Origin of the sequence: Nocardioides baekrokdamisoli (assembly GCF_003945325.1) — a bacterium.
GTDB lineage: Bacteria > Actinomycetota > Actinomycetes > Propionibacteriales > Nocardioidaceae > Nocardioides > Nocardioides baekrokdamisoli.
Genome location: NZ_AP019307.1, coordinates 1,703,036 through 1,725,341, shown reverse-complemented (window position 1 = coordinate 1,725,341; position 22,306 = coordinate 1,703,036). Strand labels below are relative to the sequence as shown.

Here is a 22,306-nt window from a genome sequence, read left to right as displayed (position 1 = left end):
ACGTGAAACGTCAGGCTGGGAGGACTACGACGCGGCGGCGCGGCTCGGCGCCTTCAGACTCCGACGTGAGGCCGGCAGCAGCGACTGCGTCGTGAACGATCTTCCGCTCATATGCAGACATCGCCTTCAGGGACTCCTTCTCGCCGGATTCCTTGACCCGAGCGACCACCTCAGAGGCCAGCGCGGTCAACACCTCACGGCGCGAAGCCCGGAACCCGGATACGTCGAGGATCAGACGCGAGCGCTCGCCGGTCTCGCGGTACACGGCGAGGCGGGTGAGCTCCTGGAGGGCATCGAGCACCTGGCCATGGTCGCCCACCAACTGCGCCAGGTCAGCACCGACAATCGACACCGCTGCCCGGTTGCCGTCCACGTCCATGTCCAGATCGCCATCAAGGTCAGCGATATCGAGCAGGCCCTCGAGGTAGTCGGCAGCAATATCGCCCTCGCGCTCGAGCAACTTCAGGGCGGGAGCGGCTGCTTCAGTCGTTTCAGTCATCAGTCGTCCTTCTTCTTCGGAGTCTTGGTGCCGGACTGGCGCTGAGCCTTCGTCTGGCGCTTGGGTTGAGCGCGCTGCGCCGCACGGGGAGCCTCGACGGCTTCCTCACCGTTGAACACAGCGCTGCTCGTGGTTGCCACGGCGCCCTTCTGCGCGGCCTTCTCACGGTCACGCTTCTCCTTGGCGATGGCCGCGGGTGAACCCGGCGTCGGAGACGCCTTGATCACGACGTACTGCTGGCCCATCGTCCACAGGTTCGAGACCGTCCAGTACAGCATCAAGCCGATCGGGAAGCCGAACGAACCGACCGAGAAGACCACCGGCAGGACGTACATCATGATCTTCTGCTGCTGCGCGTACTGGCCAGTCATCGCCGCCGGCGGCATGTTCTTGGTGAGGATCTGGCGCGACGTGAGGAACTGCGTGAGCGTCATCAGCACCACAAGCACCGGGGCGATGATCTGGGTGCTGTGGTAGCCGTGGGTATTGGTGAGCGAGGCGCCCAGAAGCGTGCCGAGCCAGTGCGACTGGCCGAATGAGGCGGCTGCGCTGTCGCTGAGGAAGCCGTTGCCATGACCCTGAACCGCGTGCCGCAGCAACGCGAACAGTGAGAAGAAGATCGGCATCTGGATCAGGATCGGAAGACACGAGGCGAACGGGTTCGTGCCGTTGTCCTTGTAGAGCTTCATCATCTCTTGCGACATGCGCTCACGGTCGTGCTTGTACTTCTCCTGCACGGCCTTCATCTGCGGCTGGATCAGCTGCATGTTGCGCATGGATTTGATCTGCTTGACCATCACCGGGATGAGGAGGGCGCGGATCGTGACCGTCAGACCAACGATGGCGAGCGCCCAGGCCCAACCCTCCGATGGCAAGAACGCAAAGATCTTGTGCCAGAGCACCAGGATCCCTGAGATCACCCAATACAGCGGCAAAGCAATGGCATGGAATAACGCGCCCACGGATCAGACTCCTTGAGTCATGGTTGAGGTGTTACGACGGTGAGGCACCGGGTCGTAACCCCCGGGAGCCCATGGATGGCAGCGAGCGAGTCGCTTGATGGCGAGCCAGACGCCGCGGACAGATCCATGGACCTGGACAGCTTCAAGTGCGTACGCCGAGCACGAGGGGTGATAGCGACAGACTTGGCCGTACATCGGGCTGACAACAGTCCGGTACGCCTTGAGAAACCCGATCAGGAGGTACTTCACACGGTCCTCCCAGACGACAGCACTCGATCGAGGCAACGTCGGAACTCCCCGCGAAGTTCCTCATACGAGGAAGCGCCGGACGCGGGCTGAGCACGTACGACCAGGCGCGACCCAGGCGGAAGTGAATCGAGCTCGGTCCGAGCGAGTTCACGCAGCCGCCGCTTCACCCGATTGCGGGCGACGGCCGAACCAACGGCCTTGGACGTGACGAAACCGACTCGAGCAGCGTCAGCCTCACCTGTGTCATCCACAGAAGGTGACGCGAGATGAACGGTGAGCAGAGCCCCACCGCATCGCCTGCCGGCGCGCACAGTTGTGCGGAACTCGGCGGGCTCGGTGATCCGATGCGCCCGCGGCAGCACGAGTCTGGCGAGAACCGTCAGACAGCGAGCTTGTTGCGGCCCTTGCGGCGGCGCGCCGAAAGGATCGAGCGGCCGGCCCGGGTGCGCATACGCAGGCGGAAGCCGTGCACCTTGGCCCGACGACGGTTGTTCGGCTGGTACGTACGCTTGCTCATGGGTTTACCCCTTGTTTCTCGCCCCGGAAATTGCCCGGAGCCATGGTCGAAGTCAATGGTCGCGGCGGTCACGAATGACCTTCCAGCGACCGCCAAACGGTACGCGCTACCACTCCGCCGGGTCAAACTGCCGAACGCACCGACAGACACGCCGAATGACGTCCTCTGACAAGTCTCCACCCTGTGGATAAGGGTTGCTGCACACTGCCGGAGCGTCTAGGTTCGCAGGGATTGCCCCCTTCCCCTTGGCAACCCCACATTCTGTGGACAACCTTGTGGAGAACTGACTCGGGACCTTGGGGGCGTACGCACCTGGGAGGGAACGAGAGCGTGGACGCGAATAGCGCCGGCACCGACGAACTGATTGCGGCATGGCCCAAGGTCGTCGATGAGCTCCAGCCCAACCAATCCGCCTGGGCACGCATGGGACACCCGGTCGCCCTTCACAGCAGCAGCGCGATCATCGCAGTGCCGAGCGAGTTCGCCCGCAATCAACTCGAGGGCCGGCTACGTGCCGAGATCGACGACGCGCTGACCTCCCTGCTCGGCCGACCCATCAGCATTGCGGTCACCGTCGACTCGAGCCTCGACACCGACCAGAGCCCGGCTCCCGAACCCAGACATGAGCTCGTAGATCTGTCGACAAGTGAACAAAGTGCTTTATCGACTTTTAGATCGGCTGACGAAGTCTTCATTCCGACGCCGAGCCATGAACGGCCCAAGCACATCGAGCGTCCGATCGAGACGCGCCTGAACCCGAAGTACACGTTCGACACCTTCGTCATCGGCAGCAGCAACCGCTTCCCGCACGCTGCCGCCGTCGCTGTCGCCGAGGCGCCGGGCAAGGCGTACAACCCGCTGCTCGTCTACGGAGACAGTGGCCTGGGCAAGACCCACCTCCTGCACGCGATCGGTCATTACGTCCGGTCGCTCTACAAGAGCGCGAAGGTTCGGTACGTCTCCAGCGAGGAATTCACCAACGAGTTCATCAACGCCATTCGCGACGACCGACAGGACCGTTTCAAGCGTCGTTACCGCGATGTCGACGTCTTGCTGATCGACGACATCCAGTTCCTCGAGGGCAAGACCCAGACTCAGGAAGAGTTCTTCCACACGTTCAACGCGCTCCACAACGCGAACAAGCAGATCGTGCTGACGTCCGACCGGAGCCCGAAGCGACTCGAGGCGCTGGAGGATCGGCTCCGCAACCGGTTCGAGTGGGGCCTGATCACCGACGTGCAGCCCCCCGACGTCGAGACCAGGATCGCCATCCTTCGCAAGAAGGCAGCGATGGAGCGGCTGTCCGCGCCGCCGGACGTACTCGAATTCATCGCCACCAAGATCCAGACGAACATCCGCGAGCTCGAGGGCGCACTCATCCGTGTAACCGCGTTCGCCAACCTCAACCGTCAAGAAGTCGACATGACGCTGGCGGAGATCGTCCTCAAGGATCTGATCCCCGAAGGTGCTGAGCCCGAGATCACGGCCGGCCTGATCATCGCCCAGACGGCGGCGTACTTCGGCCTCTCTATCGAGGAGCTCACCGGGCCGAGCCGTGGGCGACACCTGGTCATGGCACGACAGATCGCCATGTATCTGTGCCGCGAGATGACCCAGCTGAGCCTCCCGAAGATCGGTGAGCAGTTCAAGCGCGACCACACGACGGTGATGTACGCCGAGCGGAAGATCAACCAACTCCTCGCTGAGCGTCGCGCGGTGTTCAACCAGGTCACCGAGCTGACGAACCGGATCAAGTTGCAGGCCCGACAGGGTTGAGACCACGCCACGTCCTGTGGATAAACCCCACCCCGGAGGTACGAACTACACGGGGAGGATTTGCGGAGTCCTCGCAACGCCCCTCCACAACGTGTCGTTCGCACACACGCCGGGCCACGCGATGCGTCCTTGATCCACAGGTACGTCCCACACCCACACCCACGATGACCTGCACAAACGCCCTTCATCCACAGGATCCACAGGCCCTACTACTCCTACGTACTGTTACTAGGTCCAAGATCCCGAAAACACCACCAACCGCCCGATCTGGGGAAAACCTTCAATCCAACGGCCTGGCATCACACCTCGTGGCTGCGTCCCTTCCGTACTCGTGGCAGGATTCAAGTCCGCATACCTGCAGGCCTAGCCGCGCGGGTGTGACCTTTGGACAACAAAAGGACATGCGACGTGAAGTTCCGCGTTGACCGCGACGTATTCGCCGACGCTGTGGCCTGGGCCGCGCGTACTCTCCCGACCCGCCCCGGCAGCCAGCCAGTTCTCGCCGGTCTCATGATCACGGCCGGTGACGGCCTCATCCTCAACTCGTTCGACTACGAGACCTCTGCGCGGGCAACGCTCAACGCGGACGTCATCGAAGAAGGCACCGTCCTGGTGCCCGGCCGCATGCTCGCCGACATCGTTCGCGCCCTCCCGGCCAAGCCGGTCGACGTGTCGCTCGACGGTTCCCGCGTCCAGCTCACCTGTGGCAGCGCGCGGTTCAGCATCCCGTCGATGCCCGTGGATGAGTACCCGAGCCTGCCGGACATGCCGACGGCCTCCGGCACGGTCAAGAGCGACGACTTCGCGCACGCTGTCAGCCAAGCGGTCACCGCGGCCGGTCGCGACGACATGCTGCCGGTGCTCACCGGTGTCCGGATCGAGATCGAGGGCGACACCATCGCACTCCTGGCGACCGACCGCTTCCGTCTGAGCAGCACCGAGCTGACCTGGACTCCGCAGACTCCCGACGCGAGCTTCGCCGCGTTGGTGCCAGCCAAGATCCTGGCCGACACAGCCAAGAGCCTCACCACGGGTTCGGAGATCACCATTGCGCTCAGCGCCGGTGGACAGGGCGACGGGATCATCGGTTTCGAAGGTCAGGTCGCCGGCGGCGTACGGCGGACCACCACTCGGCTGCTCGACGGCGAGTTCCCGAAGGTCCGGGCGCTGTTCCCGGCCGAGCACCTGACCACCGCAGTGGTCTCGAAGGCTGAGTTGGTCGAGTCCGTCAAGCGCGTGGCGCTCGTCGCCGGCCGCAACACCGCGGTCCAGATGACGTTCGGCGACGGTGGGATCACTCTCGACGCCGGCTCCAGCGACGAGGCCCAGGCGACCGAGTCCGTCGAGGCGGTCATCAACGGTGAGTCGCTGACCACCGGCTTCAACCCGGCGTACCTGCTCGATGGTTTGGGTGCGATCGACGAGGCCGAGGTCGTCCTGTCGTTCACGCAGGCCTCAAAGCCCGTGGTGATCAGTGGCAAGCCGGCGGAGGACCAGGATGACCCGGGGTTCCGCTACCTCCTGATGCCGCGTCGCCTGCTGAACTGATCCACCCCGACGATCCACCCAAGGAAGTACGCCATGGCCACGCTCGGACTCGTCGGACTCGGCAAGATGGGCGGCAACATGCGGACCCGGATCCGCAACGCCGGACACACGGTGGTGGGGTACGACCGCAATCCCGACCTCGCCGACGTCCACTCCTTGCAGGAGATGGTGGATGCGCTGCCTAGCCCGAAGATCGTCTGGCTGATGGTGCCGGCGGGTGACCCCACACTCTCCACGATCATGGAGCTCGGCGATCTGCTGGGCGAGGGCGACGTCGTCATCGACGGTGGCAACTCGAAGTACACCGACGATGCGGAGAACGCTGCGTACCTGGCGACGAAGGGGATCGGGTTCGTCGACTGCGGTACCTCCGGTGGCGTCTGGGGTCTGCAGAACGGGTACGCCTTGATGTTCGGTGGATCCGACGCCGATGTCGCGAAGGTCCAATGGGCGTTCGACGCCCTCAAACCCGCGGACACCACCGATGGCTGCGTCCATGCGGGCAGGACGCCGGGGGCTGGCCACTTCGCCAAGATGGTCCACAACGGTATCGAGTACGCGATGATGCAGGCCTACGCCGAGGGCTGGGAACTGCTCGACAAGGTCGACATCGTCGAGAACGTGCCGGAGGTCTTCGCCTCCTGGCGGACGGGCACGGTGGTCCGTTCGTGGCTGCTCGACCTGCTCGTCGACCAACTCCACGCCGACGAACATCTCGACAAGATCGCGGGCTACGCCGAGGACTCCGGCGAAGGCCGATGGACCGTCGAGGCCGCGATCGACAACGCGGTGCCGATGCCGGCGATCTCAGCCTCGCTATTTGCCCGCTTCTCCTCCCGCCAGGACGATTCGCCCGCAATGAAGGCAATCGCGGCCATGCGCAACGGCTTCGGCGGCCATGCTGTCCGAAGCGAATAGCTTCCGGCTCATGGACGGCTCCTAGTGCACGTATCCCACCTGTCCCTCCACAACTTCCGGTCGTACACCTCGGCGGACGTGCCGCTTGAGGCGGGCGTGACGGCGTTCATCGGCCGCAACGGACAAGGCAAGACCAATCTCGTCGAGGCGATCGACTACTTGTCGCGGCTCGAATCGCACCGCGTCGCGACCGACGCCCCACTCATCAAGCAGGGAGCGGATCAGGCTGTTGTCCGCGCCGCCGTGATCAGGGACGGTCGCTCCGCGACGCTCGAGATCGAACTCAATCCCGGACGCGCCAACCGTGCACGGATCAACAAGTCGCCGGTCCCGCGTACGCGCGACCTGATCGGCCTCGTACGCACCGTGATCTTCTCGCCCGAGGATCTGGCTCTCGTCAAGGGCGATCCGTCCGAGCGGCGACGGTTCCTCGATGACCTGCTGGTCCTGCGTACTCCGCGGCTCGCGGGCACGAAGTCGGACTATGACCGGGTGCTCCGCCAGCGGAACTCGCTGCTCAAGACGGCTGGCCTCGCCCGGGGTTCCTCGCGCGAAGCAGCGCTCGATACCCTGCTGGTCTGGGATGAGCAACTGGCCCGACTCGGTGCCGAGCTGACTCATGCACGGCTCGAGCTGGTCGCCGCACTACGGCCTCACCTCGGCGAGGCGTACGCGACGGTAGCCAAGGGGTCCACCCGTGACGACGCCAAGATCGCGTACGCGCCGCGCGTCGAAGCGATCTCGGAAGGCGATGCCGCTGAGTCGATCGAGACGTCGTTGCTGCTCGCGATCGGCACCCGACGCAACGAGGAGCTCGCGCGCGGGATCACGCTCGTCGGACCACATCGCGACGAGTTGGTCTGCGAGCTCGGGACCCTTCCGGTGAAGGGCTACGCCAGCCACGGCGAGAGCTGGTCGTTCTCGTTGGCGCTCCGGTTGGCGTCGTACGACCTGTTGCGTTCCGAGGGCGACGACCCGATCCTGATTCTTGATGATGTGTTTGCCGAGCTCGATGCGGCTCGACGCGAGCAATTGGGCGAGTTGGTCGCTGGAGCCGAGCAGGTCCTGGTGACGGCGGCAGTCGCGGAGGACGTACCGAAGTCGCTGGGCGAACACGCGGTGCGGTACCGGGTGTCGGAGGGCGAGGTTTCACGTGAATCCTGACGACCCGGTGGTTTCGACGGGATCAACAGACGATGCAGACGCCGCCGAGCCCGCCGAGGTCGACGACGAGCACGAGGTGGACGGTCTGGATCTCGCCCGGACCATGAACCGCGTGGTCCAGGGCACGACCCCGGCGACCCGCGCCCGGCTGCGCACCAGCTACCCCATCCGGAACACCAGGACGACCGGGAGCGGGCCGGACGACCGCGACCCTCAGCTGGTCAAGAACCTCCTTGAGCGCCTGATCGGCGACCACGGGTGGGACGTGAACCTGCGGGTCCACAGCCTGTTCGGAAGGTGGACCGAGCTCGTCGGGGACGACATCGGCGAGCATGCGACACCCGAGTCGTTCAACGACGGCGTGCTCACGGTGCGTACGGATTCCACGCCGTGGGCGACGCAGTTGACCCTGCTCGCGCCCCAGATCGTGGCTCGTCTCAACGACGAACTCGGCCACGGCACGGTGACCGCGATCGCCGTCGTCGGACCCCAGGGACCGACGTGGAAAAAGGGCCGCTATTCGGTCAAGGGGAGAGGGCCGCGCGACACCTACGGATGATCGCTCGTGGGCGCGTCAGCGGCGGGAGGGACGTATAGGGAGTCGTCTGGACCCTGGAAAGTGCCGCGAAAGGCCATTTTTTGGCCACAGAGGGACACTTTTCGTCCCAGATCCCCAGATTCCGTACGCACTTCACTCGGTTCTGGGCCCTTGAAGGCTAAACTGAGCCTCCGGGCCAGCCCCTCACGTGTGCACCACCAGGGTGCGCAAAGCAGGGTCGGCCCGATTCGCGTACAGAAGGGGTCCGGAGTGGTCGACGAGAACCAGCCCGCAGGCGAGGTCAAGGGGTCGGGAACGGTCGAAGGTGTCGAGTACGACGCTTCCGCCATCCAGGTCCTGGAAGGTCTGGAGGCCGTACGCAAGCGGCCCGGTATGTACATCGGTTCCACCGGCGTACGGGGCCTTCACCACCTGATCTGGGAGATCGTCGACAACTCCGTCGACGAGGCACTGGCCGGCTACTGCGACACGATCACCGTCACCCTTCAGGCTGATGGCAGCGTCCGGGTCGACGACAACGGTCGAGGCATCCCGACCGGGACCGCGCCCGGTCAGGAGTTGCCGGCGGCAACGCTCGCGCTCACCGTCCTGCACGCCGGTGGCAAGTTCGGTGGCGGCGGCTACAAGGTGTCCGGCGGTCTGCACGGCGTCGGCGTCTCCGTGGTGAACGCGCTCTCGAGCAAGCTCCACCTCGAGGTGAAGAACCGCGGCAAGCTCTGGGAGCAGGAATTCACCCACGGCGCCCCGGACTACGCCCTGCGCGAGGTCCGCGACCTCGCGGACGACGAGAAGACCGGAACGAGCGTCACCTGGTTCGCCAGCAAGGACACGTTCGAGACCACCGAATACAACCTCGAGACGATCTCGACCCGGTTCCGCGAGATGGCCTTCCTCAACAAGGGCCTGACGATCGTGCTCCGCGACGAGCGGCCCGAGGTGGCCGACATCGTCGAGGCGCTGGAGGAGGACGCCGAGTACGTCGACGACACCAAGCACGAAGCCGATGAGCTGCACGCGGCCGAAGGCGCGGAGCGCGTACTCGAGCAGGTCTTCCTGTACGAGCGCGGGCTGGTCGACTACGTCGAGCACCTCAACAAGCGCAAGAGCCCGGTCAGTTCGATCATCTCGTTCGAGGCGGAGACCGGCCCCGAGGTCGACAACCACATGAGCCTCGAGGTCGCGATGCAGTGGCAGGTCTCGACGTACAACGAGAGCGTCCACACCTTCGCGAACACGATCAACACACCTGAGGGCGGTACGCACGAAGAGGGCTTCCGGGCGGCGCTCACCACCCTGATGAACAAGTGGGGCGAGACCTGGGGTCTGATCAAGAAGAAGGAGGACCGCCTCACCGGTGACGACATCCGTGAGGGCCTCACCGCGATCATCAGCCTCAAGATCGGCGAGCCGCAGTTCGAAGGGCAGACCAAGTCCAAGCTCGGCAACACCGAGGCCAAGGGGTTCACCCAGGGCATCGTCAACGACCAGCTCGGTGCCTGGCTCGAGCAGAATCCGAACGACGGCAAGGAGATCATCCGCAAGGCCATGGCAGCCGCGACCGCACGTATCGCGGCTCGCAAGGCTCGCGACCTCGCGCGTGATCGCAAGGGGCTGCTCGGCAAGGGCTCGCTCCCGGGCAAGTTGGCTGACTGCCAGTCGACCAACCCGGAGGAGTGCGAGGTCTTCGTCGTCGAGGGTGACTCCGCAGGTGGGTCGGCGAAGTCCGGTCGCGATCCGCGGATACAGGCAATCCTCCCGATCCGAGGCAAGATCCTCAACGTCGAGAAGGCGCGCCTGGACAAGGTGCTTGCCAACACCGAGGTCCAGGCGATCATCTCCGCACTCGGCACGGGCGTGAGTGACGACTTCGACATCGCCAAACTGCGGTATCACAAGGTCGTGCTGATGGCCGATGCAGATGTCGACGGCCACCACATCAACACCCTGCTGCTGACGCTGCTGTTCCGTTTCATGCGTCCGCTGATCGAGGGTGGGTACGTCTACCTCGCGCAGCCGCCGCTCTACCGACTCCGGTGGAACAAGCCGCACGAGCACGAGTTCGTCTACTCCGACGCCGAGCGCGACGCGGTGATGGCGGACGGTCTCGGCCAGGGCAAGAAGTTGCCGAAGGACAACCCGGTCCAGCGCTACAAGGGTCTTGGTGAGATGAACGCCGATGAGTTGTGGGAGACCACGATGGATCCGGACCAACGGCTGATGCTGCAGGTCACGCTGGAGGACGCCGCTGCCGCGGACGAGATCTTCTCGATCCTCATGGGAGAGGACGTCGAGCAGCGACGGACGTTCATCCAGCGCAACGCCAAAGACGTACGTTTCCTCGATATCTGATCTGGACTGAAGACTGATGACTGAGATCAACAACGACCTGGGCGACGCTCGCATCCGCCCGATCGAACTGCAGACCTCGATGCAGCGCAGCTACATCGACTACGCGATGGCCGTCATTGTCGGCCGAGCCCTCCCGGACGTACGCGACGGCCTGAAGCCGGTGCACCGTCGAGTGCTCTACGCGATGTACGACGGCGGCTACCGCCCGGACCGTGGCTTCAACAAGTGTTCCCGCATCGTCGGTGACGTGATGGGTCAGTACCACCCGCACGGCGACTCGGCGATCTACGACACCTTGGTCCGGTTGGCGCAGCCGTGGGTGATGCGGGCGCCGCTGATCAGCGGGCAGGGCAACTTCGGTTCGCCGGGCAACGACCCCGCGGCTGCGATGCGATACACCGAATGCAAGATGGCGCCGCTGGCCATGGAGATGGTGCGCGACATCGATGAAGACACCGTCAACATGCAGCCGAACTACGACGGCAAGACCGAGGAGCCGGTCATCCTGCCGGCCCGGTTCCCGAACCTGCTCGTCAACGGTTCCGCCGGCATCGCGGTCGGCATGGCCACGAACATCCCGCCGCACAACCTGCGTGAGGTGGCCGAAGGCGCGAAGTGGGCGCTGGAGCACCCGGATGCCTCGCGTGAGGAACTCCAGGATGCTCTCGTCGAGCGGATCAAGGGCCCGGACTTCCCCAACGGTGCGCTCATCGTTGGTCGCTCCGGCATCGAGCAGGCGTACCGCACCGGTCGCGGCTCGATCACCCAGCGCGCTGTCATCGAGGTCGATGAGGACAACAAGGGCCGCACCTGCCTGATCATCACCGAGTTGCCGTACATGGTGAACCCGGACAACCTCGCGCTGAAGATCGCCGAGCTGGCCGACTCCGGCAAGGTCCAGGGCATCGCGGACGTACGCGACGACACCTCCTCGCGTACGGGTCAGCGTCTCGTCGTCGTACTCAAGCGCGACGCCGTCGCCCGCGTCGTCCTCAACAACCTGCTCAAGCACACCGAGCTGCAGACCAACTTCAGCGCGAACATGCTCGCGCTGGTCGACGGCGTCCCGCGTACGTTGACCATCGACCAGTTCATCTCCAACTGGGTGGCCCACCAGATCGAGGTCATCCAGCGGCGTACGGCCTTCCGGCTGCGCAAGGCCGAGGAGCGCGCGCACATCTTCCGGGGTCTGGCCAAGGCGCTGGACATGCTCGACGAGGTCATCGCGCTCATCCGTCGGTCGCCGGACGTCGCCGAGGCTCGCACCGGCTTGATCGCGTTGCTCGACATCGACGAGATCCAGGCGACCGCCATCCTCGACATGCAGCTGCGCCAACTGGCAGCGCTGCAGCGTCAGAAGATCCTCGACGAGTTGGCTGAGCTCGAGCTCATCATCGCCGACCTCAATGACATCCTCGCCCGCCCGGAGCGTCAGCGTTCGATCGTCATCACCGAGCTCGGCGAGATCACGGACAAGTTCGGCAACGACCGTCGCTCGCAGTTCATCGCGTCCGAGGGCGACCTGTCGATGGAGGACCTCATCCCCGATGAGGAGCTCGTCGTCTCGATCACCCGCGGTGGGTACGCCAAGCGCACCCGCGCGGACCAGTACCGGACCCAGAAGCGTGGCGGCAAGGGCGTACGCGGTGCGTCGCTGCGCGGTGACGACGTGGTCGAGCACTTCATCTCCACGACCAACCACCACTGGTTGTTGTTCTTCACCACGGCCGGTCGGGTCTACCGGACCAAGGCGTACAACCTCCCGGAGGCGTCGCGTGACGCGAAGGGTGGTCACGTGGCCGGGCTGCTGAGCTTCCTGCCGGACGAGTCGATCGCCCAGGTCCTCGCCATCCGCGACTACGAGCAGGCGCCGTACCTGGTGCTGGCGACGCGGTCGGGTCTGGTGAAGAAGACGAAGCTCGGTGACTACAACTCTCCGCGCCAGGCCGGCGTCATCGCGATCAACTTCCGCGAGGACGACGACGAGCTGATCGGTGCCGAACTGGTCAACGGTGAGGACGACATCCTGCTGGTGTCGCGTCGCGGTCAGTCTGTGCGCTTCCGGGCGGACGACTCGCAGCTGCGGCCGATGGGTCGTGTCACGGGTGGTGTCACGGGCATGAAGTTCCGCGGTGACGACTCGTTGCTCTCGATGTCGATCATCCGCGCCGAGGATGTCGCGGCGGAGGAGTCGGACGAGAACGTCCAGTACGTCTTCACGATCACCGACGGCGGTTTCGCCAAGCGCAGCCGGATCTCGGACTACCGGACCCAGTCCCGTGGCGGCATCGGCATCAAGGCGATGAAGCTGGCGAACGAGGACCGTGGCGGCCTGGTCGGTGCGTTCATCGTCCGCGACGGCGACGAGGTGCTCTCGATCACCGCATCGGGCCAGGTCGTACGCTCCCCGATCAACGATGACTTCCGCCCGACGGGCCGCGATACTCAGGGCGTGAAGTTCGTGTCGCCCAAGAAGGGCGACACGGTCGCTGTGGTCGCACGCTCGGTGGAGGCAGCCGACGAGGAGGCCGAAGGCGACGAAGGTTCGGTGGTCGAGCCTGTCGAGACCGTGGAGGAGACTGAGGCCTGATGAACGACGACGCCACCCGCGTGCATGAGTCTGTGGACGACACCCAGACCCGGATGGGCCGGATCGCGGCCGCCGTACGCTCGGTGACGCCGGAGACTCATCAAGGCTTCGCCAAGGTCAAGGTCGTACGCGTCGACCCGTGGTCGGTCGGGCGGATCGCCTTCGTCATCTCGATCGGGATCGGCATCGCGATGATGATCGCGACCGTCGTGCTGTGGTGGGTGCTGGGTGCGATCGGGGTCTGGGACGACATCAACCGGTCGGTCCAGACGATCCTCAACAACGGCTCGACGTTCTCGGTGACGGACTACCTGTCGACGTTCCGGGTGATCGGATTCATGTTGGTCGTGTCGCTCGTCGAGGTTGTCGTGGTGACCACCGGCGCAACCCTGGGGGCGTACCTCTACAACCTGGCGGCCGAGACGGTGGGTGGCATCAACCTGACGTTGGCAGGCGAGGTCCCCGGACCGGAAGATGACTGAGTTCCGGCTCGAGCTCGTCCTCCTCCCGGTCACCGATGTGGATCGGGCGAAGGCCTTCTACGTGGATGCGTGCGGATTCGTCCTGGACGTCGACCACACCGCGGGTGAATCGTTCCGGGTCGTCCAGGTGACGCCGCCCGGCTCGGCATGCTCGGTCTCCTTCGGTGTCGGTCTGGTGACCACGCCGCCCGGATCCGTACAGGGGCTCCACCTCGTCGTCACCGACATCGAGGCGACTCGGGCGGAGTTGGTCGACCGCGGCGTCGACGTCTCCGCGGTCCGGCACATGACGGCCTCGGGCCGGCAGCCGGGCGTGGACCCGGAGCACACCACGTACAACTCCTTCGCCGACTTCACCGACCCGGACGGCAACGGCTGGGTGCTCCAGGAAGTGCGGCGCTGATCCGTCGTTTTGTCCGTACGGGCCGCGCTCCGGTAACGTTCCACCTCGGTTCGTAGGGCTTCCACCTACGTTCCACCCGGGCCTATAGCTCAGACGGTTAGAGCACCACACTGATAATGTGGGGGTCGGAGGTTCAAGTCCTCCTAGGCCCACCCCTTCTCCTTCCAGGAGCCCCATGAAGCGCATCGCTCTGGTGGCTCTGGCTGCCGCAACTGCCATCCTCGCGAAGCGTTCGCTGTCTCCTGCCCCGCCAGTTCAGGTGTGGGCTCAGGTGACTGACGAGGTGTGATCAGCGGCTCTCCAGCACGGCCTGCGCTGCGTGATATCCGCCGAGGCCACTGACTCCGCCGCCGCGTCGCGTCGCGGCACCCGCGAGCAGGATCCCGTCGTACTTGCTGGTCACTCCCCAGCGTTGAGCCGGGGTGTCGAGGGGTTCGTCCTCCTCGGCCCATGGCCAGGTGAGCGGTCCGTGGAAGATGTTGCCGCCCGTCATGCCGACCGCGTTCTCGATGTCCAGGGTGGTCTTCGTCTCGACGCACGGGTTGCCATCGGCGTCGCGCAGGAGGACGTCCTCGATCGGCTCGGCCAGGACCGCTGAGAGGGAGTTGAGTACGCGCTGCTGCAGGTCAGCGCGTTCCTTGTCGGTGCCTGTGATGAGTCGGTGGGGCACGTGCAGGGCGAACACTGTGAGGGTCTGGGCGCCTGAGGCGCGGAGATCCGGGCCGAGGATGCTCGGGTCGGTCAATGAGTGGCAGTAGATCTCCGCGGGCATCGGGTCGGGGAACTCACCGTCGAGCGCCTGTTGGTAGGCGTCCTGCAACTGTGAGTACGACTCGTTGATGTGGAACGTACCGCCGAAGGCCGCTGCCGGCTCGACCCCGTCCTTGAGTTTCGGGAGTCGGGTGAGCATCAGGTTGACCTTGATCTGGGAGCCTTCGTACAGCCCCGGCTCCTGGCCCCGAAGTTGGTCGAGCGCCGCGGGCGAGGCCGCCCAGAGCAGGTGGTCGGTGGTGACGGTGTGCTCCACGCCGTCCTGGATCCAGGTGACCTGGTCGGGTGCTGCGTGGGTGACGTCGCAGCTGGTCCGGAGGTCGGCGCCTTCCCGGGCCGCCGCCTGGTGGAGCTCGCCAGCGACCGCGCCCATGCCTCCGATCGGCACGTCCCAGTCACCGGTGCCGCCGCCGATCACGTGGTAGAGGAAGCAGATGTTCTGCCGCAGGTCGGGCTCGTGCACGTCGGCGAACGTCCCGATCAGGGCGTCGGTAGCGACGACGCCGCGGACGAGGTCGTCGGTGAACGTATCTTCGAGGACCTCGCCGAGTGGGCGGTCGATGAAGTCGGCGACGATCTCGTTGTCGCCGATCGCCTGTTCGATGGCGGACCGGCGCTGGAGCGGCTGGGTCATGGTCGGCCAGATCGTGGCGGCGAGGTGGCTGGTGCGTGCGTAGAAGTCGGACCAGGCGCCAGCGTCGGCTTCTGCTCCGACGGCATTGAACGATGCCGCGGTTGCCGCCGGGTCGCCGTGGTCGATCAGCAGCCCGGTGTCAGTCCCGGGCAGCGGCGTGTACGAGGCGTACCGACGCCGCGCGAGCGTGATATCGAGGCCGAGGTCGTCGATGATCTGGCGCGGCATGAGGCTGACCAGGTACGAGTAGCGCGACAGCCGGGCGTCGACGCCCCTGAACGCCTGCGCAGACATCGTCGCGCCGCCGAGGTGGTCGTCGCGCTCGAGCAGGAGTGTGGTGAGTCCGGCCTTGGCGAGGTACGCGGCTGCGGTGAGGCCGTTGTGTCCGCCGCCGATGATGACCGCGTTGTACTTGAGCCAGGCATCGGTCATGCTCGAAGGTTATGTCGCCGAGACGCCTAGAGGCGATGCTCCGTGAGGGCGTTGCGCGTGCTGAGCCAATACGAGGTTGCGGACGCACGGACGGTTCAGCAGTTAGTGAAGCGCGAACGTGGATCCGGTACTCAGCTTCGGAACTGGTGCCATCGATCGACGCCGTGTGGTCGAGTTGCTCACTGGTGCAGAGCTCGCCGGATAGGCTGCCGATATCCGGCGGAGCGTGCGTCGTTGTCTGAGGAGGAGCGCTGACCGCGAACACACCACACGAGTTCTGGGATCGCCTTCCAGGTGGTCTCACGCTTGGTTGTCATTACGCCAACGCTCCGATCGTGGAAGCCATCGTGGAGCTCAGGGTGGAATGCGAGGAGTCGAGTGTGCTCGCCAACCTCCCGGCAGTTGCCGGTCCAGGAGAGACGGCGATGCCAATGCAGCTCGTCGGTGGCCAGTTCGTTCCGTTAGTAACCGACGGGCTCGACGCCACTGGCGAGCTAGTTGGATATTCCTTGGGTCTCCGCGAGCAGTCGCACATGTCCTTCGTGTCGCTGGATCGATTCGCATTTGCGCAACGTGGGCACTACGTGGGGTGGGACTCCTTCGACTCCGCCGCGGATGCTGCTTGGTCTAGGTACAAGGCGGTAACTCGGCCTGTCTTAGTGTCGGGCGCGAGCGTTCGGTTCGTGAACCACATTCCGATGCCGACCCAGGTGGTCGAGATCCGTGACTATCTGCGAACCACCGTTGAGGTGTCTGCGTACCTACCGCAGAGCGTGAGTGACATGTTCATGCAGGTAGAGGTTCCGTTCGTCGAGGTCGGAACGATCGCAAGGATCAGCTCCGCGTTCACCCAAAACGCGGACTCGCTAGCGCTGCTGCTCGATATTGACGTTCGAGCTGATGTGGCGCTCTCTCCGCGCTCCGAGTCATTTGACGCAGATTTGCGCGCTACTCTTGCCACTCTGCGCAACACTAAGAACTACGTGTTCGAGGCTTGTATTACCGACGCGACGAGAGGGCTGATCGGCTGATGCCAATCTACGCAGGTGTGGCGAGAGAAGCGATCCGCGAGTCAGCCCTCGTTCCGAGTCGCGCGCTTCGCACGTATCAGTTGCCTGCGCTCAGCGGCTCGGCGATAGACGCGTCGGTCGCCAGGTCGAGCGGCGCGGCATTTGAACGCGTCGTTTCGATGTGTTTCGACGAGGTAGTTCTGCCGAAGGTCAAGGCCCGACCGGCAGCGGAAGATGACTCCGAATACTGGTGACAGCCGGTTCCGCGTTCAGCGCGACGTGTCCTCATGATTCGTGGCTGAGCCAAGGCGACATCTTCAAAACGGTGCCGATCATTCGAGCGGGTGCACTCTCTCGGCAAGAAATGCAACGCGGTCCAGCGATGCTTGTGAGCCACGGATGCATCATGGATAAGCGCACGGGTGCCGGTAAGTCGCGTTGCGAGTTTCTAACGTTTGTACCGCTGCTAAGTGTCGCGGCGAAAGCAGCAGAGAACGCGCACGCTGCGGCCGAACTCCGCCGGTGCGGGGTGCGTCGTGCGGTCGCCCCGCACGCCGTCCAGTACATCGGGGACGTCGCAGAGGTCGGAGAGTCATACGCCTCATTAGCAGAGCCGTTCACCTTGCCCGCGGTTCTGTTTCAGCCGGAGCTGGTCGCCGTCAATGAGGATTTGACCGACCTACGGTTGACCATCACCTTCAATGATTCGCGAGTCGAGAAGCTGACCAATCAGGATCTCGATCTGTTCCACCAGAAGTGGGCAGCTACGTGGATCGGTGTAGAGCTCGAGCCCACTGCTTCTGGCGACGAGTAGTTCGCTAGGCCGACGTCGAGATTTCGTTCGGGACGTGGTCTCTGACTGCCGGATTGCAACGGCCCGATCATCGAATCAGGCCCGATGTATCGACCGATTGGCCTGTTGTTCGCTGGCCGTGCGTGACCTTGTTCGGAACTCTTCGAACTTCGAAAGCACGTCCCCGGCGTAGGCCTGGTCGACGACATCGCCCCGGAGAGAACCGAGCCACGTCCCGAGCTTCGCGCCATCGACGAATTCGACCCCGTTCGCGGACGCTGGCATCTGCGTACGGGCAGCTCCCCAGATCACAACTACAACCTTGACCGGCAGCGGGTTGACCCTGGCCCGGTGGCCACCGCGTTCATAGGTGAATTGGGTGCGAATGACGCCCTCCGCGCGTGTACGTAAGCGGACCGCCGTCCGCACGATCCCATCGACGTCACCGACATCGCTTCGCCACTTCGAGTCGATCGCAATGAGGCCACCAGCTCGACTGACAACGATGTGGTCGATGTCCCCGATCTGTAGATCGATGCTGTCAACCCAGCCCCAAATGATGCGTTTGCGCTTGGCACGCGCGAGCTCGTCACGTGTTGCTTCCTCGCCCCACGCACCACGCAGTTGATGGATCGCCGATCCCTCGTATGTCAGGAATGCTGTGAGGACGAGGTTTAGCGCCACCGCCACGAAGGTTGTCTGAAGCACGCCAAGGAGCCACCACCTGAACCCGCCACCACGCATGAAGTACACAGCGACCACCGTCTCGACGGCCATCAGTACGACCACAGCGGCAGACGTGGCCGCGAGCAACCGCTTGTTGCGCAGCATCCACGCTTTGAACAGTCTTCGATACACCCGCCGAGGAAACGGCCTAAACCGCGGTTGGCTCAGTCGCATTAGCTCGTGACGATCTTTGCGGCAGTAAAGAAGTCGATCGGCATTGTGGTTTCCAGCTTCCACGTGATTGCGATCGGACGCTCGCCCTCGTGCTTCACATACTTAGCGGGGCCGAGGAACAGGTAAGGAGCGCCCGTGCCGTACTCGTCGACAGAGGTTTCGCGGACGAAAAGCAGGACGTTGCTGGATCCGCTGAGGTATCGCTGACCGGTCGGCGACGAGGTTGTCGTCCGGCTCTGTGACTCCCAATGGAACAGGAGTGGACTGATCGGGAAGTCGCGGTACATCGTCGTGGGAGAAAACGCAGCCTCGGACTTCTTCAACTGAATGAAGAACACATCGGCGTTGAGATGCGGGACCCAGAGGACGCCTTCGCGGAAGTTCACGGGCGGCTTCGCGAGGGTGGCATCGCCCAGGGCAGCGAGCACCTCCTCGCGTCGGTACCGTGCATGGACCTGAAGAGGTACAGCGGCGAGGTCTCCCGAGAGGGCGACTGTCGCCCGCCGCGCTCGGTCGAACCCGATATCGACGACTGAGGACAGTTCGCCGGCGGCCGGTCGCTCAGCGGCGACGGCCTTGAGACCTTCGCTGATGCTGGCGAAGCCACCGCCGTTTGGCCAGAGGGAGAAGAACAGCATCTCCGCCAGACGACGCTCGTGTTCCGCCCAGCCGACGATGTCGGAGTCGTGTGTCAGGAGACTTCGGTAGACAGCGGCCCGATTTGGGTCGTCGACATGCACGAGCGAGCGGCCACGCTTGAGCAACTCGTCCTCGCGAGGTCCGGCAGGGCGCGTTTCGAATCCAGCTTCGCGACGCAACCGCGTCCACGAGCGGTTCGCTCGAAGGACGTCAGGCAAGGAGGCGCCGGACTCGGTGAGGTACTCGTTGAGGTCGACGTTCCCGATGGACCGGAGCTCCGTGAGCAGATCGCTCCAGCGATTACCCAGCTGCCTTCGAAGGTTCGCCAGGACCGCGGCTTGCGTCTCCTTGTCCATCACGATCTGACAGCCACTTGGGAGGAACGGGAACTCTTGCCCGACTGCAGGTTCCAGGCGGCTGCGAGACAGACCAGTGAGGGCGGTGAGTTTGAGGTCCCACCTAAACGACTTGTGCTGGAAGCCGACGAAGTCGAGCACGGTCAGGACGGCCTTGTCTGCAGTCCGCCGAAGTCCGCGACCCAACTGCTGAAGGAAGATCGTGGCGCTTTCGGTTGGGCGGAGGAACAGGATCGTGTCCACCCCTGGAATGTCGAGACCCTCGTTGAAGAGGTCGACCGTGAAGAGGACGTTGACCGAACCTTCGCGGAGCGCTTCGAGCGCGGATGCGCGCTCCTCGGCTGAGCTGTTGCCCGTCACAGCCCTCGCGCTGATACCGGCATCGTTGAATGCCTGGGTCATGTAGCGGGCGTGCTCGATGGTGATGCAGAAGCCAAGTGCGCGCATCGATCCCGTGTCGAGAACCTTGTCGTTCAGCTGCTTGAGAACGATGCGTGTACGTGCGTCGTTGCCGGTGAGGAGGTTGGAAAGCTCGCGGTCGTCGTAGCGCCCTTGACGCCACGTCACCTGACTCAAGTCGGTGTTGTCGGCTACGCCGAAGTAATGGAACGGACACAGCAGCTCGGCACCGAGGGCATCCCAGAGACGTAGCTCTGACGCGATGCGGCCGTCGAAGAATGCGTCGCGGACGTTCACTCCGTCGGCGCGCTCGGGAGTCGCCGTGAGACCGAGGAGTTCCTTGGGCGTGAGATGGTCGAGAAGACGCCGATAGGTCACGGCGGCCGCATGGTGGAACTCGTCGATCACGACAATGTCGAAAGCATCCAGAGGAAGTTGATCGACGCCATATGCGGTCAGAGATTGAACGCTGGCGAAGACGTGCTTCCATTCAGTGGGGAAGGCGCCGTCGACGTAGAGCTCGCCAAAGTTCGCGTCCGACAGGACCTCGCGATACGTACGCAGTGACTGAGTGAGGATCTCTTTGCGGTGCGCAACGAAGAGAAGGGGAGGTCGATCGGATCCTCCGCGGCACAGCCTCTTGTAGTCAAGCGCCGCAATGACGGTCTTGCCGGTGCCGGTCGCGGCGACCAGCAAATTGCGATGCCGTCCGTGGATCTCGCGTTCAGCTTCGAGTTCGTCCAGCATCTCTTGCTGGTAGGGGTACGGCGTGACTTCCAAGCCGGAGAGCGACAGAGTGACGCGACCCGATGACGCCCGGCCGCCAGCTTCTGCGAGCGCGAGATCGAGGCGATCTGCATCCCGATCTGGGTCGTACAGTTCGAACGCGGAGTCGTTCCAGTAGGTGTCGAAGGTGGCGTTGAACTTCTCAAGCAGCGTGGGCGTGGCGATGCGGGAGAGTCGTACGTTCCACTCAACGCCCTCAAGCATGGCGGTGTGGGTCAGATTCGATGAGCCGACGTAAGCCGTGTCGAAACCAGTGGCCCGGTGGAACATCCATGCCTTGGCGTGGAGCCTGGTCCGCTGGGCGTCGTACTGAACGCGGACCTCCGCTCCGTACTCACGAATCAGGTGATCGAGTGCGCGCCGCTCGGTCGAGCCGGTGTAAGTGGTCGTGATGACCCGAAGCTTGCCGCCGCGCTCCCGCAGTCGGCGGAGCTCAGGATCGAGCAGCCGCAAGCCCGCCCACCGAACGAACGCGCAGAGGAGATCGACGTGGTCAGAGGTATCGATCTCGGTGCGGAGTTCAGGCCCGAGACTCGGCTCGCTCTTGGCGTTTGTCATCAAGGCGGCCTCGGCCAGTGGGGTTCGCGGCCGAACGTTGGGATAGGTCACAACCCCGGGTCCGGGCGACGGGCTGACGCGCAGCAACTGAGCAGCCGGCGAGTCGACCTGGGAGCCTGCGCCTTCGAGGGCGGCGACGAGTTCGTTAGCAAGCGCGACTGCCTCAACCGGCTTGCGTCCTGCGAACGCCCGCTGCGCCGAGGCGTACACGTGCTGCGCGAGGACGTGTGCGAGGTCCGCTGCGTCCACTTCAGCTGTGGAGGCATCGACGCCGTCGAGAGCGATGATCTTCGCGTTGAGGTCGGACGTGATCAGGGATTCGTGGATGCCTGATTCGATCCGTTCAATACGCATGTCCGCACCGTAGTAGCTCCCGCTGACACTTCGTCCGGATTCGGCGTCTGCGTGCATGATGGCAGGGTGTTGAGGGGAGCTCGCCGGTGATCACGGTAGGCGCGTACGACATCCCGGACGCCGACCTCGCCTGGCGCTTCTCCCGCGCATCCGGGCCGGGCGGTCAGGGCGTCAACACCACCGACAGTCGCGTGCAACTGACCTTCGACCTTGCGAATTCAGACGCCTTCCCGGAGCACCTCAAGCAGCGGATGCTCGCCCGCGTTGGCGATCAGGTCGTGGTCACAGCTTCGGAGCATCGCACGCAGTTGAGCAATCGGCGTGCGGCCGAGGAACGGCTTGTCGCGATCCTGGAGGCGGCGATGAAGCCACCTCCGCGCAAGCGCGTACCGACGAAGCCATCGAAGGGTTCGCAACGACGGCGGCTCGACGAGAAGAAGGCGCGGGGCGAGACCAAGCGGTTGCGAGGTCGTCCGGAGGACTGACCCCAGTCCGAGGCTCCGCGCGCGATTCGGAGGGACGCGTACTCGCCGCTAAACTCGGCGCCACAACCAAGGCACTCGTTGCCGAGGGGCCTTAGCTCAGCTGGTAGAGCGCTGCCTTTGCAAGGCAGATGTCAGGAGTTCGAATCTCCTAGGCTCCACCGATCACGGCAACG

At 64.4% G+C, this 22,306-nt stretch carries 20 protein-coding genes and 2 tRNA genes; 14 read left to right on the top strand and 8 right to left on the bottom strand.

Features of this window, described 5'->3' with window-relative positions:
- Window positions 1-10: 10 nt before the first annotated feature.
- From KCTC_RS08345 to rpmH, 5 genes are read right to left on the bottom strand one after another with little or no spacing between them, the layout of a single operon-like run.
- A complete protein-coding gene (locus KCTC_RS08345) occupies window positions 11-499 on the bottom strand; it encodes a Jag family protein (RefSeq protein WP_125568512.1) in 489 nt (162 codons plus the stop codon).
- Window positions 499-1,461 carry a membrane protein insertase YidC gene (gene yidC, locus KCTC_RS08340; protein ID WP_231998651.1) on the bottom strand — a complete coding sequence of 321 codons (963 nt, stop codon included), beginning with the start codon at window positions 1,459-1,461 and terminating at the stop codon, window positions 499-501. Before yidC ends, KCTC_RS08345 begins: the two co-directional genes overlap by 1 nt.
- A gap of 3 nt (window positions 1,462-1,464) precedes the next feature.
- Window positions 1,465-1,710 carry a membrane protein insertion efficiency factor YidD gene (gene yidD, locus KCTC_RS08335; RefSeq protein ID WP_269461414.1) on the bottom strand — a complete coding sequence of 82 codons (246 nt, stop codon included), beginning with the start codon at window positions 1,708-1,710 and terminating at the stop codon, window positions 1,465-1,467.
- On the bottom strand, window positions 1,707-2,072 hold the full coding sequence (rnpA, locus tag KCTC_RS08330; protein WP_125568510.1) for a ribonuclease P protein component: 366 nt from the start codon (window positions 2,070-2,072) through the stop codon (window positions 1,707-1,709). The genes yidD and rnpA overlap by 4 nt, the downstream gene beginning before the upstream one ends.
- 17 nt (window positions 2,073-2,089) lie before the next feature.
- On the bottom strand, window positions 2,090-2,227 hold the full coding sequence (gene rpmH / locus KCTC_RS08325) for a 50S ribosomal protein L34 (protein ID WP_125568508.1): 138 nt from the start codon (window positions 2,225-2,227) through the stop codon (window positions 2,090-2,092).
- A gap of 312 nt (window positions 2,228-2,539) precedes the next feature.
- Here rpmH and dnaA point away from each other — a divergent pair, with 312 nt between their 5' ends.
- The 10 genes from dnaA (at window position 2,540) to KCTC_RS08275 (ending at window position 14,168) form a co-directional block, all read left to right on the top strand.
- Window positions 2,540-4,003, top strand: a complete 1,464-nt coding sequence (gene dnaA / locus KCTC_RS08320; RefSeq protein WP_125570086.1) for a chromosomal replication initiator protein DnaA — start codon at window positions 2,540-2,542, stop codon at window positions 4,001-4,003.
- Window positions 4,004-4,411: 408 nt separating this feature from the next.
- The gene (gene dnaN, locus KCTC_RS08315) at window positions 4,412-5,551 is read left to right on the top strand and encodes a DNA polymerase III subunit beta (protein ID WP_125568506.1); all 1,140 of its coding nucleotides are present in this window, start codon (window positions 4,412-4,414) and stop codon (window positions 5,549-5,551) included.
- 33 nt (window positions 5,552-5,584) lie between these two features.
- A complete protein-coding gene (gene gnd / locus KCTC_RS08310) occupies window positions 5,585-6,469 on the top strand; it encodes a phosphogluconate dehydrogenase (NAD(+)-dependent, decarboxylating) (protein ID WP_125568504.1) in 885 nt (294 codons plus the stop codon).
- A 24-nt stretch (window positions 6,470-6,493) separates the two neighbouring features.
- The gene (gene recF / locus KCTC_RS08305; RefSeq protein ID WP_125568503.1) at window positions 6,494-7,633 is read left to right on the top strand and encodes a DNA replication/repair protein RecF; all 1,140 of its coding nucleotides are present in this window, start codon (window positions 6,494-6,496) and stop codon (window positions 7,631-7,633) included.
- On the top strand, window positions 7,623-8,192 hold the full coding sequence (locus tag KCTC_RS08300) for a DUF721 domain-containing protein (RefSeq protein ID WP_231998649.1): 570 nt from the start codon (window positions 7,623-7,625) through the stop codon (window positions 8,190-8,192). Before recF ends, KCTC_RS08300 begins: the two co-directional genes overlap by 11 nt.
- Before the next feature lie 249 nt (window positions 8,193-8,441).
- A complete protein-coding gene (gene gyrB, locus KCTC_RS08295) occupies window positions 8,442-10,541 on the top strand; it encodes a DNA topoisomerase (ATP-hydrolyzing) subunit B (RefSeq protein ID WP_125568501.1) in 2,100 nt (699 codons plus the stop codon).
- Window positions 10,542-10,557: 16 nt separating this feature from the next.
- Window positions 10,558-13,131 (top strand): DNA gyrase subunit A, encoded by a 2,574-nt coding sequence (gene gyrA, locus KCTC_RS08290; RefSeq protein WP_125568499.1) that lies wholly within the window; start codon window positions 10,558-10,560, stop codon window positions 13,129-13,131.
- A complete protein-coding gene (locus KCTC_RS08285) occupies window positions 13,131-13,613 on the top strand; it encodes a DUF3566 domain-containing protein (RefSeq protein WP_125568497.1) in 483 nt (160 codons plus the stop codon). The genes gyrA and KCTC_RS08285 overlap by 1 nt, the downstream gene beginning before the upstream one ends.
- Window positions 13,606-14,016 (top strand): VOC family protein, encoded by a 411-nt coding sequence (locus KCTC_RS08280; RefSeq protein ID WP_125568495.1) that lies wholly within the window; start codon window positions 13,606-13,608, stop codon window positions 14,014-14,016. The genes KCTC_RS08285 and KCTC_RS08280 overlap by 8 nt, the downstream gene beginning before the upstream one ends.
- Before the next feature lie 78 nt (window positions 14,017-14,094).
- Window positions 14,095-14,168 (top strand) — tRNA-Ile (locus tag KCTC_RS08275).
- Window positions 14,169-14,305: 137 nt separating this feature from the next.
- Here KCTC_RS08275 and KCTC_RS08270 read toward each other — a convergent pair.
- Complete coding sequence (locus tag KCTC_RS08270) at window positions 14,306-15,853, bottom strand: phytoene desaturase family protein (RefSeq protein ID WP_125568493.1); 1,548 nt, start codon at window positions 15,851-15,853, stop codon at window positions 14,306-14,308.
- A 251-nt stretch (window positions 15,854-16,104) separates the two neighbouring features.
- Here KCTC_RS08270 and KCTC_RS08265 point away from each other — a divergent pair, with 251 nt between their 5' ends.
- Complete coding sequence (locus tag KCTC_RS08265; RefSeq protein ID WP_125568491.1) at window positions 16,105-16,884, top strand: TIGR04255 family protein; 780 nt, start codon at window positions 16,105-16,107, stop codon at window positions 16,882-16,884.
- A gap of 385 nt (window positions 16,885-17,269) precedes the next feature.
- Window positions 17,270-17,677: a hypothetical protein gene (locus tag KCTC_RS08260; RefSeq protein WP_125568489.1), complete on the top strand. Its 408-nt coding sequence runs from the start codon at window positions 17,270-17,272 to the stop codon at window positions 17,675-17,677.
- 75 nt (window positions 17,678-17,752) lie between these two features.
- On the opposite strand, the gene KCTC_RS08255 is transcribed toward KCTC_RS08260, so the two are convergent.
- On the bottom strand, window positions 17,753-18,487 hold the full coding sequence (locus tag KCTC_RS08255) for a nuclease-related domain-containing protein (RefSeq protein ID WP_125568487.1): 735 nt from the start codon (window positions 18,485-18,487) through the stop codon (window positions 17,753-17,755).
- A gap of 68 nt (window positions 18,488-18,555) precedes the next feature.
- A complete protein-coding gene (locus KCTC_RS08250; RefSeq protein WP_125568485.1) occupies window positions 18,556-21,648 on the bottom strand; it encodes a DUF3427 domain-containing protein in 3,093 nt (1,030 codons plus the stop codon).
- Between the two features lie 86 nt (window positions 21,649-21,734).
- On the opposite strand from KCTC_RS08250, the gene arfB reads away from it, so the two are divergent.
- Both arfB and KCTC_RS08240 read left to right on the top strand, forming a co-directional pair.
- On the top strand, window positions 21,735-22,133 hold the full coding sequence (arfB, locus tag KCTC_RS08245; protein WP_125568483.1) for an alternative ribosome rescue aminoacyl-tRNA hydrolase ArfB: 399 nt from the start codon (window positions 21,735-21,737) through the stop codon (window positions 22,131-22,133).
- 85 nt (window positions 22,134-22,218) lie between these two features.
- Window positions 22,219-22,291 (top strand) — tRNA-Ala (locus KCTC_RS08240).
- Window positions 22,292-22,306 lie beyond the last annotated feature (15 nt).